Origin of the sequence: Pseudomonas argentinensis, from assembly GCF_001839655.2 — a bacterium.
Classification (GTDB): domain Bacteria; phylum Pseudomonadota; class Gammaproteobacteria; order Pseudomonadales; family Pseudomonadaceae; genus Aquipseudomonas; species Aquipseudomonas argentinensis_B.
This window is the reverse complement of the sequence record NZ_CP056087.1, coordinates 3324667-3339604: the sequence shown is the minus strand read 5'-3', so window position 1 is coordinate 3339604 and position 14938 is coordinate 3324667. Positions and strand designations below refer to the sequence as shown.

The 14938-nt window shown below is 64.8% G+C and carries 15 protein-coding genes; 8 read left to right on the top strand and 7 right to left on the bottom strand.

The genetic code is table 11. From position 1 onward, the window contains the following. Positions 1–4 precede the first annotated feature (4 nt). Genes SA190iCDA_RS14890 through SA190iCDA_RS14875 form a run of 4 tightly spaced genes read left to right on the top strand, consistent with a single transcriptional unit; the run spans position 5 to position 3463 of the window. Positions 5–442, top strand: coding sequence for a pseudoazurin (locus SA190iCDA_RS14890; RefSeq protein ID WP_070888101.1), 438 nt, complete (start codon positions 5–7; stop codon positions 440–442). Between the two features lie 32 nt (positions 443–474). Then, on the top strand, positions 475–1689 hold the full coding sequence (locus SA190iCDA_RS14885; protein ID WP_070888100.1) for an MFS transporter: 1215 nt from the start codon (positions 475–477) through the stop codon (positions 1687–1689). Then, positions 1686–3041 carry an OprD family porin gene (locus SA190iCDA_RS14880; RefSeq protein ID WP_070888099.1) on the top strand — a complete coding sequence of 452 codons (1356 nt, stop codon included), beginning with the start codon at positions 1686–1688 and terminating at the stop codon, positions 3039–3041. The genes SA190iCDA_RS14885 and SA190iCDA_RS14880 overlap by 4 nt, the downstream gene beginning before the upstream one ends. A 32-nt stretch (positions 3042–3073) precedes the next feature. Then, positions 3074–3463, top strand: coding sequence for a hypothetical protein (locus tag SA190iCDA_RS14875; protein ID WP_236100864.1), 390 nt, complete (start codon positions 3074–3076; stop codon positions 3461–3463). Between the two features lie 18 nt (positions 3464–3481). Here the strand turns inward: SA190iCDA_RS14875 and SA190iCDA_RS14870 are convergent, their stop codons facing one another. Beyond that, complete coding sequence (locus SA190iCDA_RS14870; RefSeq protein ID WP_070888097.1) at positions 3482–4618, bottom strand: mechanosensitive ion channel family protein; 1137 nt, start codon at positions 4616–4618, stop codon at positions 3482–3484. 238 nt (positions 4619–4856) lie between these two features. On the opposite strand from SA190iCDA_RS14870, the gene SA190iCDA_RS14865 reads away from it, so the two are divergent. Next, positions 4857–4997: a hypothetical protein gene (locus tag SA190iCDA_RS14865; RefSeq protein ID WP_170834004.1), complete on the top strand. Its 141-nt coding sequence runs from the start codon at positions 4857–4859 to the stop codon at positions 4995–4997. 148 nt (positions 4998–5145) lie between these two features. Here the strand turns inward: SA190iCDA_RS14865 and SA190iCDA_RS14860 are convergent, their stop codons facing one another. Together SA190iCDA_RS14860 and SA190iCDA_RS14855 are read right to left on the bottom strand one after the other, a co-directional pair. Continuing rightward, positions 5146–5553, bottom strand: coding sequence for a hypothetical protein (locus tag SA190iCDA_RS14860; protein WP_070888096.1), 408 nt, complete (start codon positions 5551–5553; stop codon positions 5146–5148). Positions 5554–5745: 192 nt separating this feature from the next. Continuing rightward, positions 5746–6750, bottom strand: coding sequence for an NADP-dependent oxidoreductase (locus tag SA190iCDA_RS14855; protein ID WP_070888095.1), 1005 nt, complete (start codon positions 6748–6750; stop codon positions 5746–5748). Between the two features lie 183 nt (positions 6751–6933). Here SA190iCDA_RS14855 and SA190iCDA_RS14850 point away from each other — a divergent pair, with 183 nt between their 5' ends. Further along, the gene (locus tag SA190iCDA_RS14850; protein ID WP_070888094.1) at positions 6934–7818 is read left to right on the top strand and encodes a bile acid:sodium symporter family protein; all 885 of its coding nucleotides are present in this window, start codon (positions 6934–6936) and stop codon (positions 7816–7818) included. A 157-nt stretch (positions 7819–7975) separates the two neighbouring features. On the opposite strand, the gene SA190iCDA_RS14845 is transcribed toward SA190iCDA_RS14850, so the two are convergent. From SA190iCDA_RS14845 to SA190iCDA_RS14835, 3 genes are all read right to left on the bottom strand, one after another. Continuing rightward, entirely contained in the window at positions 7976–9172 is a 1197-nt protein-coding gene (locus tag SA190iCDA_RS14845; RefSeq protein ID WP_070888093.1) for a benzoate/H(+) symporter BenE family transporter, read from the bottom strand. Further along, positions 9172–9786, bottom strand: coding sequence for a LysE family translocator (locus SA190iCDA_RS14840; RefSeq protein WP_070888092.1), 615 nt, complete (start codon positions 9784–9786; stop codon positions 9172–9174). The genes SA190iCDA_RS14845 and SA190iCDA_RS14840 overlap by 1 nt, the downstream gene beginning before the upstream one ends. A gap of 96 nt (positions 9787–9882) precedes the next feature. Continuing rightward, the gene (locus tag SA190iCDA_RS14835; protein ID WP_070888091.1) at positions 9883–10329 is read right to left on the bottom strand and encodes a MarR family winged helix-turn-helix transcriptional regulator; all 447 of its coding nucleotides are present in this window, start codon (positions 10327–10329) and stop codon (positions 9883–9885) included. A 345-nt stretch (positions 10330–10674) separates the two neighbouring features. Here SA190iCDA_RS14835 and SA190iCDA_RS14830 point away from each other — a divergent pair, with 345 nt between their 5' ends. Together SA190iCDA_RS14830 and SA190iCDA_RS14825 are read left to right on the top strand one after the other, a co-directional pair. Continuing rightward, positions 10675–11841 (top strand): PLP-dependent aminotransferase family protein, encoded by a 1167-nt coding sequence (locus SA190iCDA_RS14830; protein WP_070888090.1) that lies wholly within the window; start codon positions 10675–10677, stop codon positions 11839–11841. A gap of 21 nt (positions 11842–11862) precedes the next feature. Then, positions 11863–12465, top strand: coding sequence for a glutathione S-transferase family protein (locus SA190iCDA_RS14825; RefSeq protein ID WP_070888089.1), 603 nt, complete (start codon positions 11863–11865; stop codon positions 12463–12465). A 163-nt stretch (positions 12466–12628) separates the two neighbouring features. On the opposite strand, the gene SA190iCDA_RS14820 is transcribed toward SA190iCDA_RS14825, so the two are convergent. After that, positions 12629–14743 carry a heavy metal translocating P-type ATPase gene (locus tag SA190iCDA_RS14820; RefSeq protein WP_139159573.1) on the bottom strand — a complete coding sequence of 705 codons (2115 nt, stop codon included), beginning with the start codon at positions 14741–14743 and terminating at the stop codon, positions 12629–12631. Between the last annotated feature and the right edge of the window lie 195 nt (positions 14744–14938).

Below are 14938 nucleotides of genomic sequence, written 5' to 3'. Positions count from 1 at the left end.
TGCCATGCCCATTCGCTACGCCATCACGCTTCTGACAACCCTGATCTGCACCGCGGCCCGGGCCGAGGTGCACGAGGTGAAGATGCTCAACCGCGGCGCCGGCGGTGCCATGGTCTACGAGCCCGATTACCTGGCCATCGCGCCAGGGGATAGGGTCAAGTTCATCGCCACCCACCCGAGTCATAACGCCGCGAGCCTGCCGGTTTTTTTGCCCGCGGCTGCCGAGCCGTTCAAGGGCAGAATCAACGAGGAAATCGAGGTGAAGTTCGAGGTGCCGGGCTTCTATGGCATCCAGTGCATCCCCCACCTGGCCATGGGCATGGTGATGCTGATTCAGGTTGGCGATCGCCCGAGCCGCGAAGTGCAGATTCCCGCATCGCTTCCGGCCCGGGCCAAGCAGCGTTTCGAGCAGATCATCGAACAGGCCAATTCGGCATACTGAATGCCCATGTCTTCGATGAGTGTCGTGCCCTGATGCGCCCTGTCCTGACCACCCTGAGTTCGCTGTCTCCGGCAGCGCGTGTACTGATCCTCAACGGGCTGACGTTCAACTTCGGCTTCTACATGCTGATGCCGTACTTGGCAGGGCATCTCAGCGAGAACCTAGGCCTGGCCGGCTGGGCGGTGGGCCTGGTGCTCGGCATCCGCGTGTTCAGCCAGCAGGGGTTGTTCCTGCTCGGTGGCTTGCTGGGCGATCGCATCGGTTACCGGCGCGCCATTCTGATCGGCTGCGCGGTGCGTTGTGTCGGCTTCGCGGTGTTCGGCTTTTCCGAGAGCCTGGCGGTACTGCTGCTGGCCGCCTGCCTGAGCGGTTTCGCCGGCGCGTTGTTCACACCCTGCGCCCAAGCCTATCTGGCGGACGAATGCCAGGACACACAGCTGCGCAAGCAGGCGTTCGCCCTGCACAACATGGCCAGCACCGCCGGCATGCTGCTCGGGCCGCTGGCTGGCCTGCTGTTCATCAGCGTGGATTTTTCGGTGACCGGCAGCGTATCGGCGGCGCTTTTCCTGGTGATGACGCTGGTGCAGTGGCGCTTCCTGCCGCTCAAGGATCTGGTTTCGGGCGAACAACCGGTGACCATGCTGCGCCAATGTCTGGACATGCTCCGGCAGTGGCCGTTCCTGCGCTTCGCCTTGCTGGCTGCGGCCTATCCGCTGCTGTTTCACCCGTTGTACCTGGCGGTGCCGGCCTATAGCCACGCCTATGGCGGCGGCCAGGAGTGGATCACCCGGGTGTTCGTGATCACCGCCCTGGTCGGTGTGCTGCTGCAGATGCCGGTCAGCAGCCTGCGCCAGCGCTGGATCAGCGAAGGGCAGGGCATGGGCGCAGGCCTGGCGCTGATGGCAGCCAGCTACGGCCTGCTGGCCGAGCCGCTGGTCACCCTGCTGGGCGCGCAGCTGGCCGTGCAGCTGATGGCTGCCCTGTTCAGCCTCGGCAGCCTGCTGGTGCTGCCGCTGCTCTCGGCCCATGTGCCCCATTACGCCAAGCGCGGCCAACTGGCGGCCTATTACGGATTTTTTGCGGGGGTAGGCGGCTTGGTCGCGCTGCTCAGCAACGTGTTGATCGGCCGCTTCCTGCCGGCCGATCAGGCACCGCCACAACTGTTGTGGTGGGCATTGATGGGCATTGGCATGGCGGCGGCATTCAGCCTTTGCTGGCATATGGGTTCAATCAAGGAGCAATCGTGAACAGGTCATATCTAGGTTTGCTTGCCGTAACGGCATGCTGCGTTTCACCCCAGCCCTTGGCAGCTGGCGACGAGCAGGTCAAAAGTGCCGGCTTTATCGGCGATGCCACCTGGAGCCTGCTCAATCGCAGTGTGTACGAGAATCGCGACTATCGAAATGGCGGGCGCAGCAATGGCGCACGCAACGCCTACAAGCCGCGTGACAGCCGCAACGGTTATGCCGAGGAGTGGGGCTACGGCATGCAGGGCGAGGTGAAGTCCGGATTCACCCAGGGCACCGTGGGTTTCGGGCTCGATGGCCATCTGTACCTGTCACACAAGCTCGATGGCGGCGGCGGTCGCGCGGGCAAGATGCGTCACATGCCGGTGGACAACGACGGTTATGATCAGAACGACGCTGCGCGCGGTGGCGCAGCCGTCAAGGCGCGCCTGTCATCGACCTGGGTGCGCTACGGCGAGCAACGGGTCAAGACGCCGATCTTTTCCTCGTCGGATAGCCGTCTGCTGCCGGAAACCCATACCGGCTGGTTTATCGACAGCCGCGAAATCGATGACCTGGTGTTGACCGGCGGGCACTTCACCGGCTCGGCGGATCGCAATTCGCGCAGCAACAACAATCCACTGATCATCAACTACGCAGACCCCAGCCGGCCACTGGGCAACGCGTTCAGCTTCGTGGGCGGCTCCTATACGGGCGTGCCGGCACTGTCGCTGAGCCTCTACGGTGGTGAGCTGGAAGACAGCTGGCGTACGGGTTACCTGGGCGTCAACTACATCCATGCCTTCGATGACGAGCGAGCGCTGAGCGCCGATCTCAATCTCTACCGCAGCAGCGACATCGGTCAGGCGCTGGCCGGCCGGGTGTCCAATACCACCGCCAGTTTGCTGCTGAGCTACAGCGAGGGCTTTCACAAGATCGCCCTGGGCTACCAGAAGGTCGATGGCGACAGTCCCTTCGATTACGTGACCCGCGGTGCCATCTGGCTGGGCAATGCCGTGCAACTTTCCGACTTCAACGCGCCCAATGAGCGATCCTGGCAGTTGGCCTATACCTACGACATGGCCGCTCTCGGCCTCCCCGGGCTCAGCGCCGGCGCTGCCTATGTGCGTGGCAGCGGCATCGACGGCAGCGACGTGGACCCCAAGGGCAGTTACGCCTGGCTGGGCTACGGCAAGGGCGGCAAGCACTGGGAGCGCGATCTCAACCTGCGCTATGTGGTGCAGTCCGGCACCCTGGAAGGGCTCAACGTGCTGCTGCGCCAGAGCGTGCACCGCGGCAACGCGGCGCAGGCGGAGGGCGACACGGATCAGCTGCGGCTGGCGGTCGAGTACCCGCTGACTGGCCGATTCTGATCGATCTGATAGGCTGACGGACCTGATTGCGAGTGGATACCCCGTTGCGCTGGATTACCACCGTCCTGCTGTTCTGCCTGAGCCTGTCGGCCCACGCCGCCTTTACCTTGCCGGGCGACGCCATGCGCTGTACGCGCAGCGCGACGCTGCTCAACTGCACGGATCGTTTCGGCAACCACTATGGCATCGCCCAGCAGGGCAACGACACCCTGATGCGCGGCTTCGACGTGATCAGCGGGCTCGGCTGGTCACAGACCAGCACCACCTATGGCCGGCTGCAGCTGTTCACCGGTGTCAGCGCCGACGGGCAGGTGTGGGTCGGCTCCAGCCGCCGAATCGGCTGGAACGTGGTCAGCCGATTGTCCAGCTCCCAGGGGGATCGCGACCGGGTCAATTGCAACCGCCTGAGCGGTTGCCGCTGACACCCTGTCCGCGCAGGCTTAGCTGAAGCGCGGCAGGCGCTGCTCCTGATCCTCCGCCTCGTGCTCGGCCTGCTGCGGCAAGCCCGCCACCTTGAGGGTCGGCATGTGCTCGCCGACCAGGCGCAGATCGCGGCGCGGCAGGGCGAAGCGCACATCCAGCTCACGTAGCGCATCGAGCAGCTGCAGGTTGATCTCCTGCTGGATGTCCATGTACTGGTTGTAGTCCGAACTTTGCACGATATAGACCACCTCGAAGGTCAGCTGGCTCTCGTCGAAGCCCAGAAAGTGCGCGCGGTCGAACTTGGTTTTCGGCGTGGCGCGGATGATCTCGCCGACCCGTTCCGACACCTGGCGCACCTTGTCGCTCGGCGTGTCGTAGCTGATGCCGAACTTGAACACGATGCGTCGCGTGTCCATGCGCTTGTAGTTGTGCACGATCTGGCGCAGCAGGTCGGCGTTGGCGCAGACCACCTGCTCGCCGCTGAGGCTGCGGATCCGCGTGGTCTTCAAGCCGATATGCTCGATGCTGCCGGCCACCTCGCCGAACACCACGAAGTCGCCGATCTCGAAGGGTTTGTCGACGCCGATCGACAGCGAGGCGAACACATCGCTCAGCACCGTCTGCACCGCCAGCGCCACGGCGATACCACCGACCCCGAGGCTGGCCACCAGGGCGGTGATGTCCACGCCCAGGTTGGCGAGGATCGACAGCAGCATCACCGACCAGATGACGATCAGCACCATGATGCTGATGATGGTGGTCATCACCGGGTTGTAGCCGCTGCCACCGTGCTTGCCGACCACCAGGCTGCGCGACCACAGGCGCACCCCGGTATCCACCCAGAGGGCGATCTGCAGCGCCAGGGCGACGAACCAGGTGTGGCTCAGCGCGGCCTGCCAGCTGCCGGGCAGTTCCGGGAGGCGCAGGGCCAGCAACAGTGAGAACGCCAGGAGCAGGGTGCGGTTGGTACGCCCAACCACCACCGCGACGAAATGTTGCCAGTTGCCGTCCTGACCCTTGGACCAGGTGAGCAGCCGCTTGTGAACGATGCCGACCAAGGTGCGCAGCACGGTATAGATCACTGCGGTCGCCGCCACCACGATACCGATGGCGATCCACAGGTCGCGATCTAACCAGATGTTCCACTGTCCCATTCGGGGTCTCCTGAAAAAGCCGATACAGTTTTCAGTAGGCTTCAGAGCGCAGAAGTTCCGGTCAATGGTCTGACGGGGAGGGCCATCGGGTCGCCGGCATGCGGCAGCCTGTCGCATGCCGGCATGCCAGTGGGCGATAGCTGAGCTATGGTGAAAGGGTGATCCGAAGTCTTGCGCTCATGAACCATCGCGCAACCGGGAAGTGGTCACTGGCCTCTGTTGCCGCAATCGATGCGGCGTGGGTAACCCTGATGTGGACACCAAGCCTGTCCGCCTGGAGAATGACGTGACCTTCTATAGCCTTGATCTGCTGCTGATTCTTTTCGTGGTTACGCTGCTGTTCACGGCTTTGCCGATCATCCTGATGCGCAGCCTCTAGGGCCTATTGACACTGCCGCGCAAGCCGCAGGGCCGGGCTCGCTTTGCCGCGATGCGGCGTTTCTCGCCGGCTCATTTAGCCCTCTAAACTTCGCGGCTCGTGCCTTGCCTCGCAGGCCCTGGGGGCTCGTAGAAGCCCTGTACCGCCCTCAACTGGTGACGGCCTGGCCCAGCAGCGCGCGAAAGCTCTCCGGTTGCACGTCGCGAATCAGCAGCAGGGCGCCCACCGTGCGTGCGGGCGTGTTGGGCAGGGCATGGGCGGGAATGGCGATGGGCAGCTGCGCTTGCCAGGCGCGGATCAGCTCGATGGGGTCGTCACCGGCCGGCAGCAATTCGTCGAGATAGACCTCGATCCCCATCTGCGACGCCAACTCGGCCGATTGACGCAGTAGCGCTTCGGCCATCTCGTGTTGTTCGACCGGCGTGGCCGCGTCGAAGCGCGCCAGCCAGTCACTCATCTGCTTGCGGCATTGCGTTGCCGGGCTGCGCGCGCGCTGCAGCAGGAAGTAGACCGCGCCGACCAGCACGAGGGTTATGGCAGTGAAGAACAGTTCCATCCTGACTCCGGCGCGTGAAAACGTTTAGCCGTCTGGCTGCATGGCGGCGAAACTAACCGAACGGTCATGCAGGCTCAAGCAATTTAATGGCCAGTGGCCATCTTTGCTTCGTGGGTGACCAGCGGGCAGGCGACCAGGAACTGTTGCACTGGGGGTGAGAGCCGGGCGGCCTGTTGGCCGCCCGGTTGAAGGTCAGACCTTGAGTACCAACTTGCCGAAGTTCTCGCCCTTGAACAGCTTGAGCAGGGTTTCCGGGAAGGTTTCCAGGCCCTCGACGACGTGCTCCCTGGACTTGATCTGGCCGCTGGCCAGCCAGCCGCCGATTTCCGCCGCGGCGCTGGCGAAGTTGGCGGCGTGATCCATGACCACGAAGCCCTCCATGCGTGCGCGATTGACCAGCAGGGACAGGTGATTGGCCGGGCCCTTGACCGCTTCCTTGTTGTTGTACTGGCTGATCGCCCCGCAGATGACGATACGCGCCTTGGGCGCCAAGCGGCCGAGTACGGCATCGAGGGTGTCGCCACCGACGTTGTCGAAATACACGTCGACGCCCTTGGGGCATTCGCGCTTGAGGGCTTCAGGCAGGTCTTCGCTTTTGTAATCGATGGCCGCATCGAAACCCAGCTCGTCGATCAGGTAGGCGCATTTCTCCCTGCCGCCGGCGATGCCGATCACCCGGCAGCCCTTGAGCTTGGCGATCTGCCCGGCAATGCTGCCCACCGCGCCGGCGGCGCCGGACAGCACCACGGTGTCACCGGCTTTCGGTGCGCCGACATCGAGCAGGGCGAAGTAGGCGGTCATGCCGGTCATGCCGAGGGCCGACAGGTACACCGGCAGCGGCGCGCGCTTGGGGTCGACCTTGTAGAAGCCCTTGGGCTCGCCGAGAAAATAGTCCTGCACGCCGAGGGCCCCATTGACGTGATCGCCAACGGAGTAATCCGGGTGGTTGGAGGCCACCACCTCACCGACGCCGAGGGCGCGCATCACGTCGCCCAGGCCCACTGGCGCGATATAGGACTTGCCTTCGTTCATCCAGCCGCGCATGGCCGGGTCCAGCGACAGGTAGCGGTTCTTGACCAGGATCTGCCCATTGCCCGGTTCGCCGACCGGTTTTTCCACGTAATCGAACGTATCGCGGCTGACCATGCCGCTGGGGCGTTTGGCGAGCAGAAACTGACGGTTGAGCTGAGTGGACATGGAGAGCCTCCGTTGAAATAAGCTGTGGTGATAATCCTCGGCCTGGGATTGGACAAGGATGTCGCAGTGGCCGAATGTTTGCCGATCCATCGAACTGATGGGGCCATCGCCCGCGCGCAAGGCGTCGATAGCCCGCTACAGTGTGGATCACGATCACGGAAGTCTGACCAGGCCGAGGTAGCGATGACTGCAAGTCCCTTGCTGAGTGTGTTTCTTCCCCTGGCCCTGGGCATCATCATGCTCGGCCTGGGTTTGTCACTGACCCTGGCGGATTTCGCCCGGGTGGTGAAGTACCCCAAGCCGGTGCTGATCGGGCTGTTCTGCCAGTTGCTGCTGCTGCCGGTGGCCTGTTTCTTCATGGTTCAGGCATTTGGCCTGGCGCCCGCCCTGGCGGTCGGCATGATGCTGCTGGCCGCCTCGCCCGGCGGCACCTCGGCCAACCTGTACAGCCACCTGGCCCATGGCGACGTGGCGCTGAACATCACCCTGACCGCGGTGAACTCGGTGGTCGCGGTGCTGACCATGCCCTTTATCGTCAACCTGTCACTGGCCTACTTCATGGAAGGTGACCAGGCCATTGCGCTGCAATTCGCCAAGGTGGTGCAGGTGTTCGTCATCGTGCTGGGGCCGGTGGCCATCGGCATGTTCCTGCGCAGCCGCTTTCCCGGTTTCGCCCTGCGCATGGAAAACCCCGTGAAGATCATTTCCGCCCTGTTCCTGCTGCTGATCATCGTGCTGGCACTGGTCAAGGACTGGCAGACGGTGCTCGATTACGCGCCGGTGGTGGGCGCCGCGGCGCTGGCCTTCAACCTGCTGAGCCTGGCGGTGGGCTACTTCGTGCCGCGCCTGCTCAACCTGAGCCTGCGCCAAGCCATCGCCATCGGCATGGAGATTGGCATCCACAACGGTACCCTGGCCATTGCCCTGGCGCTCAGCCCGGTGCTGCTCAACAACAGCACCATGGCGATTCCCGCGGCGCTGTACAGCATCATCATGTTCTTCACCGCTGCGGCCTTCGGCTGGTGGGTGAATGCGGCCCATGGCAAGCAGTTGAGGGCCGAGGTCTGAGATGTCGCCGCGTAACGACTGATTCAAGAAAGTAGCGGCCATTCAATTTTTGGTGGGCTGAAGCCCACCCTACGTTATGGCGTACGAACTGTAGGGTGGGCTTTAGCCCACCAATTGGTGCCCGCAGCCAATGGCCGCTATCGCTATACCACTGCCTTCAGGCACCGCGCTTCCCGCCATTGAGCAGCAGCAGCGTCAGCAACCCGGCGACGATTCCCCAGAACGCCGAGCCGACCCCGAACAGGGTCATGCCCGAAGCGGTGACCAGAAAGGTGATCAGCGCCGCTTCGCGTTCCCGGGGTTCGCCCATGGCCTGGGTCAGGCCGCCGATGATCGAGGCGAACAGCGCCAGGGCGGCCACCGACAGGATCAGCGCCTTGGGCAGGGCGGCGAACAGGGCGGCGAGGGTGGCACCGAACAGCCCGGCGATGCCGTAGAAGATCCCGCACCAGACCGCGGCGGTGTAGCGCTTGCGCGGATCCTCATGGGCTTCCGGACCGGCGCAGATGGCCGCGCTGATGGCGGCCATATGGATGCCATGGGAGCCGAAGGGCGCCATCAGGACCGACACCAGGCTGGTAGTGTTGAGCAGGGGCGACGCCGGTACGTCGTAACCGTTGGCGCGCAGCACCGCCATGCCCGGCAGGTTCTGCGATGCCATGGCAACGATGAACAGCGGGATGCCGATACTGATCGCCGCGGCGATGGAGAAGCTCGGTGTGGTCCACTCGGGGGTGGCCAGTTGCAGCTCGAACTGGGAGAAATTCAGCAGCCCCAGCATACCGGCCAGCACGCAGCCGACCACCAGCGCGGCCAGCACGGCGTAGCGCGGCTGCAGGCGCTTGCCCAGCAGGTAGGTGAACAGCATGGCGATCACCAGCAGTGGTTGCTGCTCGGCCGCCACGCAGATTTCCAGGGCGATCTTGAACAGTACGCCGGCCAGCAGCGCCGCGGCGATGGAGCCGGGAATGCGGCGCATGATGCGGTCGAAACTGCCGGTCAGCCCGCACGCCAGAATCAGCGCCGAACAGAGGATATAGGCGCCGATCGCCTCGCCGTAGGGCACGCCGGGCAGGCTGGTGATCAGCAGCGCCGCGCCCGGCGTCGACCAGGCGACCATCACCGGGGCGCGGTAGCGCAGCGACAGGCCGATGCAGGTCACCGCCATGCCGATCGACAGCGCCCAGATCCACGAGGAAATCTGTCCGCTGGTCAATCCGGCGGCCTGGCCCGCCTGGAACATCAGCACCAGGGAACTGGTATAGCCGGTGAGCATGCCGATGAACCCGGCAACCACCGCAGAGGTGGAGGTGTCGGCCAGCGGGCGCAGGCGCGTTTGGCTGCTCTCGCGCATTACAGCACTCCTTTGATGTCGGCGAGTATCGGGTACAGCGAGACCACCAGCAGCACGGCCATGCCGATATTGAAGACGCGCAGCACCGTGGCGTTACGCAGCCAGTTGCGCAGCAGGCTGCCGGCCACCGTCCACAAGCCGACGCAGGGCCCGCCGACGACGGCGAACAGGGCGGCGATCAGCAGCACGTTGACCAGGAAATTCTCTTGCGGGGTGTAGGTGGCGATGGCGCCGATGGCCATGACCCAGGCCTTGGGATTGACCCACTGGAACGCCGCGGCCTGCAGGAAGGTAAAGGGCTTGCCGCGCTCGCCGCCGGTGCTGTCCGGCGCGCCGGAGCCGGCGATCTTCCAGGCCAGGTAGAGCAGGTAGGCGGCGCCCAGGTAGCGCAGCAGCGTGTACAGCAGCGGCAGTCGCTCGAACAGCTGCCCCAAACCCAGCCCGACGCAGATGATCAGCACCATGAAACCGAGGCTGATCCCGAGCATGTGCGGCACGCTGCGGCGCACGCCGAAGTTCACGCCGGAGGCCAGCAGCATCATGTTGTTGGGGCCTGGCGTGATCGAGGTGACGAAAGCGAAGGCGACGAAGGCGAGCAGCAGTTCCGGGGTCATGACGAGTTCTCTTGAGTGAACGACGACGATAAGGGTTGCCGCCGGGATCGTCGCCATACAGAGCTCGCGATAAGTGACCGTACAGTTGGGGCGGGGCTACTCCGGTGGGCGAGCTGTACCGCAAAGCGCCTTGTTGACCGCCAGCCAGCCCTCGACCGCTTGCCTGCCGCTCTCATCGAACGCCCGCCGCAGCAGCTTGACCTGCTCGCGGCGCAGGGCGCGCTCCAGTCTGGCGCCTTCGACGGTCAGGCCGAGCAGGCGCTTGCGCTTGTCGTCCTCGGCGGTGACGCTCCGGCTCAGGTGCATTTCCATCAGCTGGCGCAGGGGAATGCTCAGGGCCTGCTTGCTCACCCCCAGATAACCGAGCAGTTCGCTGACGCTCAGCCCCGGATGCCGCGCGATGAAGAACAGGATGCGCTGATGCACCCGCGACAGGCCGCGGCGCGCGAGCATTTCATCGGCCTTGGTGGTGAACGCCTGGTAACCGAAGAAGAAGGCGGCCATGGCAGTTTGCTGATCGGCTGAATTTTTAAGGTCAATCATGTTGACGTATATGTCTCGGGCATCGTACTTTCGGTCAAGCAGTTTGACCTAGGGTCTGTTGACGTTTCAACGCGAGCCGCGTTGCCGCGAGAAATCTCGCCAGGCGAGGCGGAGGACGCAGGGAATGGCGTTCCCTTTTCAAGTCCTCCAACGACGCATGGCGAGATTTCCCGCGCAACCCGCAGGGCCGGGCCCGTTTTGCCGCGATGCTGCGTTTCTCGCCGGCTCATTTAGCCCGCTAAACTTCGCGGCTCGTGCCTTGCCTCGCGGCAAAACGGGCTCCGGCGCGGCCGTGCGTGAAACGTCAACAGACCCTCGTTTCATGAATTATCACCTGGTGACCCCATGGCCTTCTCCGAACGCGTCTCCCGCCTGAAAAGCTCCCTGATCCGGGAAATCCTCGCGGCCGCCCAGCGCCCGGAAGTGATGTCGTTCGCCGGTGGCCTGCCGGCCGAGGAGATGCTGCCCAGGCTCGACTGGTCGCAGATGCCCGCCAGCATGGGGCAGTACGGCATGAGCGAGGGCGAGCCGGCACTGCGCGAAGCCATCGCTGGCGAAGCCCGGCTGCTGGGTGTGCCCTGCGAGGCCAGCCAGGTGTTGATCGTCAGTGGCTCGCAGCAGACCCTGGACCTGGCCAGCAAGCTGTTCATCGACCCGGGTACCCAGGTGTTGCTCGAAGCGCCGACCTACCTGGCGGCGCTGCAGGCGTTCCAGCTGTTCGGCGCCGACTGCGTGGCCGTGCCCCAGGAGGCCGACGGCCCGCAGTTGCACGCCCTCGAAGCGCAGCTGGAACGCCAGCGCCCGGCCTTCGCCTACCTGATTCCGACGTTCCAGAACCCCAGCGCCGTGCGCTACAGCGAAGCCAAGCGCGATGCCGTGGCGGCCCTGCTGGACCGCTACCGGGTCACCCTGATCGAAGATGAGCCGTATCGCGAGCTGGTGTTCGATGCCGGCAGCGCCACGCCCATCGTCAGCCGCCTGCGCAAGGCCAGCTGGATCTACACCGGCACGGTTTCCAAGACCCTGTTGCCGGGGCTGCGTGTCGGCTACCTGATCGCCACGCCGGACCTGTTCCCCCATCTGCTGCGCCTCAAGCAGTCGGCAGACCTGCACACCAACCGGGTCGGCCAGTGGCAGGCCCTGCAGTGGCTGGGCAGCGAGCAGTACCGTGAGCACCTGGCCGAGCTGCGTGATTTCTATCGTCTGCGACGTGATGCGATGCAGGCGGCGCTCGTCGAACACTTCAGCGACCTGGCCGACTGGCAGATTCCCCAGGGAGGCCTGTTCTTCTGGCTGAAGCTCAAGCAGCCCCAGGATACGCGCCTGCTGCTCGATGCGGCGCTGGCGCAGAACGTGGCCTTCATGCCGGGCGAACCCTTCTTCATCGACCCGGATCGCGAGCCTGGTTACCTGCGGCTTAACTTCAGCCACGTGGCACCGCAGCGCCTGGGTGAGGGGCTGCGCCGGCTGGCGGGTGTGGTGCGGCAAGGGCTGGCTGCGAACGCGGCGTGACTATCGGTAAAAGGGGTGAACATGTACAAGGTGTATGGCGATTACCGCTCGGGCAACTGCTACAAGGTCAAGCTGATGCTGACCCTGCTCGGCGAATCCTTCGAGTGGGTGCCCGTCGATATTTTCAAGGGTGAAAACCAGCGCCCCGAGTTTCTGGCCAAGAATCCCAACGGCAAGATTCCAGTGCTGGAACTGGAGGACGGCAGCTGCCTGTGGGAGTCCAACGCCATTCTCAATTTCCTCGCCGATGGCAGCGAGTTCCTCGAGACCGAGCCGCGCCTGCGTACCCAGGTGCTGCAGTGGCAGTTCTTCGAGCAGTACAGCCATGAGCCGTACATTGCCGTGGCGCGGCGCATCCAATGGCTCGAAGGCATGCCGGCGGCGCGCGCCGAGGAGTACAAGGTCTGCCAGGTGCGCGGTCACAAGGCGCTGCGCGTCATGGAACGGCAGCTGGAGCAGACGCCGTATCTGGTGGGGGATCGCTACACCATCGCCGACATCGCCCTGTACGCCTACACCCATGTCGCTCACGAAGGTGGCTTCGACCTCAGCGCTTATCCGGCCGTCAATGCCTGGCTGGCGCGGGTCGCCAGCCACCCGAAGCATGTGACCATGCTGGGCTGATCGGCTTTGCGGAGGATGGGGGCGCAACCCATCGTCCATCCTACGTTTTGAGCGGTCTCGCGGCGGACAATATCCTGTGGGAGCGGGCGGGGACGCCCAGTCCATGCCCGCGAATCGGGCGCATGGCACCCTCCCACAATGGAAACGTGGAGGCAGCAGGCTGCTACTTGCGCAGCAGCCGCAACCCGTTGAACACCACCAGCAGGCTCACACCGACATCGGCGAACACCGCCATCCACATGGTGGCGTGGCCGGTGACGGTCATGGCCAGGAAGATCGCCTTGATGCCCAGGGCCAGCAGGATGTTCTGCTTGAGGATCGCGGCCGTCTGCTGCGACAGGCGAATGAACGCGGGAATCTTGCGCAGGTCGTCATCCATGATCGCCACATCGGCGGTTTCGATGGCCGTGTCGGTGCCGATCGCCGCCATGGCGAAGCCGACATCGGCGCGCGCCAGGGCAGGGGCGTCGTTGATGCCGTCGCCGACCATGGCCACCATGCCTTGCTGCTCGAGCAGTTTCTCCACGGTCGCCAGCTTGTCGGTGGGCAGCAGGTCGCCGCGGGCCTCGTCGATGCCCGCCTGGACGGCGATGGCCTGGGCGGCGTGTTGGTTGTCGCCGGTGAGCATCAGGGTCTTGATGCCCATGGCATGCAGGCTGGCGATCGCTTCGCGGCTGCTGTCCTTCAGCGTGTCGGCAACCGCGAACAGGGCCAGGGCGCGGCTTTCGTCGCTGAGCACGATCACCGTCTTGCCCTGCCGCTCGAGTTCGTCGAGGCGGTGTTCGATCTCCGCGGAGCACAGGCCAAGCTCCTCGAGCAGGCGGTGGTTGCCCAACTGGTAGCGCTGACCATCGATCATGCCTCTTACGCCGCGACCGGCCAGCGCCTCGAACCCCTGTACATCGAGCCGCTCGACGCCCTGTTGCTGCGCTGCAGTGGCCACCGCCAGGGACACCGGGTGATCGGAGCGGGCCGCCAGGCTGGCCGCCAACTGGCGATAGTCCTCGGCATCCTCGGCGAGCGCCTGGTAGTCGGTCTGTACCGGCTTGCCGTAGGTGAGGGTGCCGGTCTTGTCCAGCGCCAGGTGAGTAATGTGCCGGCCGTTTTCCAGGTGCACGCCGCCCTTGACCAAGATGCCCTTGCGCGCCGCTGCGGCAAGGCCGCTGACGATGCTGACCGGCGTGGAGATCACCAGGGCGCAGGGGCAGGCGACCACCAGCAGCACCAGGGCGCGATACACCCAGTCGAACCAGCTGCCGTTCAACAGCAGCGGCGGCACCACGGCCACCGCCAGGGAGAGCAGAAATACCAGCGGGGTGTAGATCCGCGCGAAGCGGTCGACGAAACGCTGGGTTGGCGCCCGCGCGCCTTGCGCCTCCTCCACGGCCTTGATGATGCGCGACAGCGCGCTGTTGCCCGCGGCGGCGCTGACCTGGTATTGCAGCGCGCCGCCCTGGTTGAGGGTGCCGGCGAACAGGGTGTCGCCCACGCTTTTCTCGATCGGCAGGCTTTCCCCGGTGATCGGCGACTGATCGACCGTCGAGTTGCCCTCGGTGACCTGGCCATCCAGGCCGATGCGCTCACCGGGGCGCACCCGTACCAGACTGCCGATGGCCACCCGGGTGACATCCTGCGCCTGCCAGCTGCCGTCGGCCTGACGCACCGTGGCCCGTTCCGGGGTCATCGCCATCAGGCCACGGATGGCGTTGCGGGCGCGATCCAGGGATTTCGCCTCGATCCGCTCGGCGATGGCGAACAGCACCATGACCATGGCCGCCTCGGGCCACTGGCCGATCAGCAGCGCGCCGGTCACGGCGATGCTCATCAGCGCATTGATGTTCAGGTTGAGGTTCTTCAGGGCTATCCAGCCCTTCTTGTAGACGTCGAGGCCGGCGGTGAGGATGGCGCCCAGGGCGATCAGCGCAACCAGCCATTGCGGCGCGGCGTTGGTGAAATGCAGCAGCTCGGCCACGAAGGCCGCCACGCCGGCACCGATCAGTCGCCAGGGCAACTTGTTGTTCGCTGGTTCGAGGGGCACGGGCTGCTCTTCGCCGCTCTCTGGCTGTGGGGTGAAGCCCAGTTCACGGATCGCTTGCAACGCCGGTTCGAGCCCATCCGGGCGGTGCCGGATGGTCAACACCCGCTGCATCAGGTTGAATTGCAGCGCCTCGATGCCGGGCTGGCGGGCCAGTTTGTCGGTGATCAGGCGTTCTTCGGTGGGGCAATCCATCTGCTCGATGCGCACCCGGGTCTCGGCGGCCAGGGGCTGGGCCTGCATGCCCAGGCTGGCGAGCGCCTTGATCAACAGCGGTGCGGCGCCAGCCTGATGTTCGATGAGCAGGGTGCGGTTGAGCAGGTTGAATTGCAGGTCGTGCACCTCGGGCAGGGGCTGCAATTTGCCGCGGATCAGGCGCTCCTCGGTCGGGCAGCACATCTGCTCGATCCGCAGAGCACTGCTCTCCGTGGCGAGGTT

Coding starts and splice junctions, on each gene's coding strand:
- SA190iCDA_RS14890 (WP_070888101.1), top strand. CDS start 5: ATGCCCATTCGCTACGCCATCACGCTTCTGACAACCCTGATCTGCACC.
- SA190iCDA_RS14885 (WP_070888100.1), top strand. CDS start 475: ATGCGCCCTGTCCTGACCACCCTGAGTTCGCTGTCTCCGGCAGCGCGT.
- SA190iCDA_RS14870 (WP_070888097.1), bottom strand. CDS start 4,618: ATGGGACAGTGGAACATCTGGTTAGATCGCGACCTGTGGATCGCCATC.
- SA190iCDA_RS14860 (WP_070888096.1), bottom strand. CDS start 5,553: ATGGAACTGTTCTTCACTGCCATAACCCTCGTGCTGGTCGGCGCGGTC.
- SA190iCDA_RS14855 (WP_070888095.1), bottom strand. CDS start 6,750: ATGTCCACTCAGCTCAACCGTCAGTTTCTGCTCGCCAAACGCCCCAGC.
- SA190iCDA_RS14850 (WP_070888094.1), top strand. CDS start 6,934: ATGACTGCAAGTCCCTTGCTGAGTGTGTTTCTTCCCCTGGCCCTGGGC.
- SA190iCDA_RS14845 (WP_070888093.1), bottom strand. CDS start 9,172: ATGCGCGAGAGCAGCCAAACGCGCCTGCGCCCGCTGGCCGACACCTCC.
- SA190iCDA_RS14840 (WP_070888092.1), bottom strand. CDS start 9,786: ATGACCCCGGAACTGCTGCTCGCCTTCGTCGCCTTCGCTTTCGTCACC.
- SA190iCDA_RS14835 (WP_070888091.1), bottom strand. CDS start 10,329: ATGATTGACCTTAAAAATTCAGCCGATCAGCAAACTGCCATGGCCGCC.
- SA190iCDA_RS14830 (WP_070888090.1), top strand. CDS start 10,675: ATGGCCTTCTCCGAACGCGTCTCCCGCCTGAAAAGCTCCCTGATCCGG.
- SA190iCDA_RS14825 (WP_070888089.1), top strand. CDS start 11,863: ATGTACAAGGTGTATGGCGATTACCGCTCGGGCAACTGCTACAAGGTC.
- SA190iCDA_RS14820 (WP_139159573.1), bottom strand. CDS start 14,743: ATGCAGGCCCAGCCCCTGGCCGCCGAGACCCGGGTGCGCATCGAGCAG.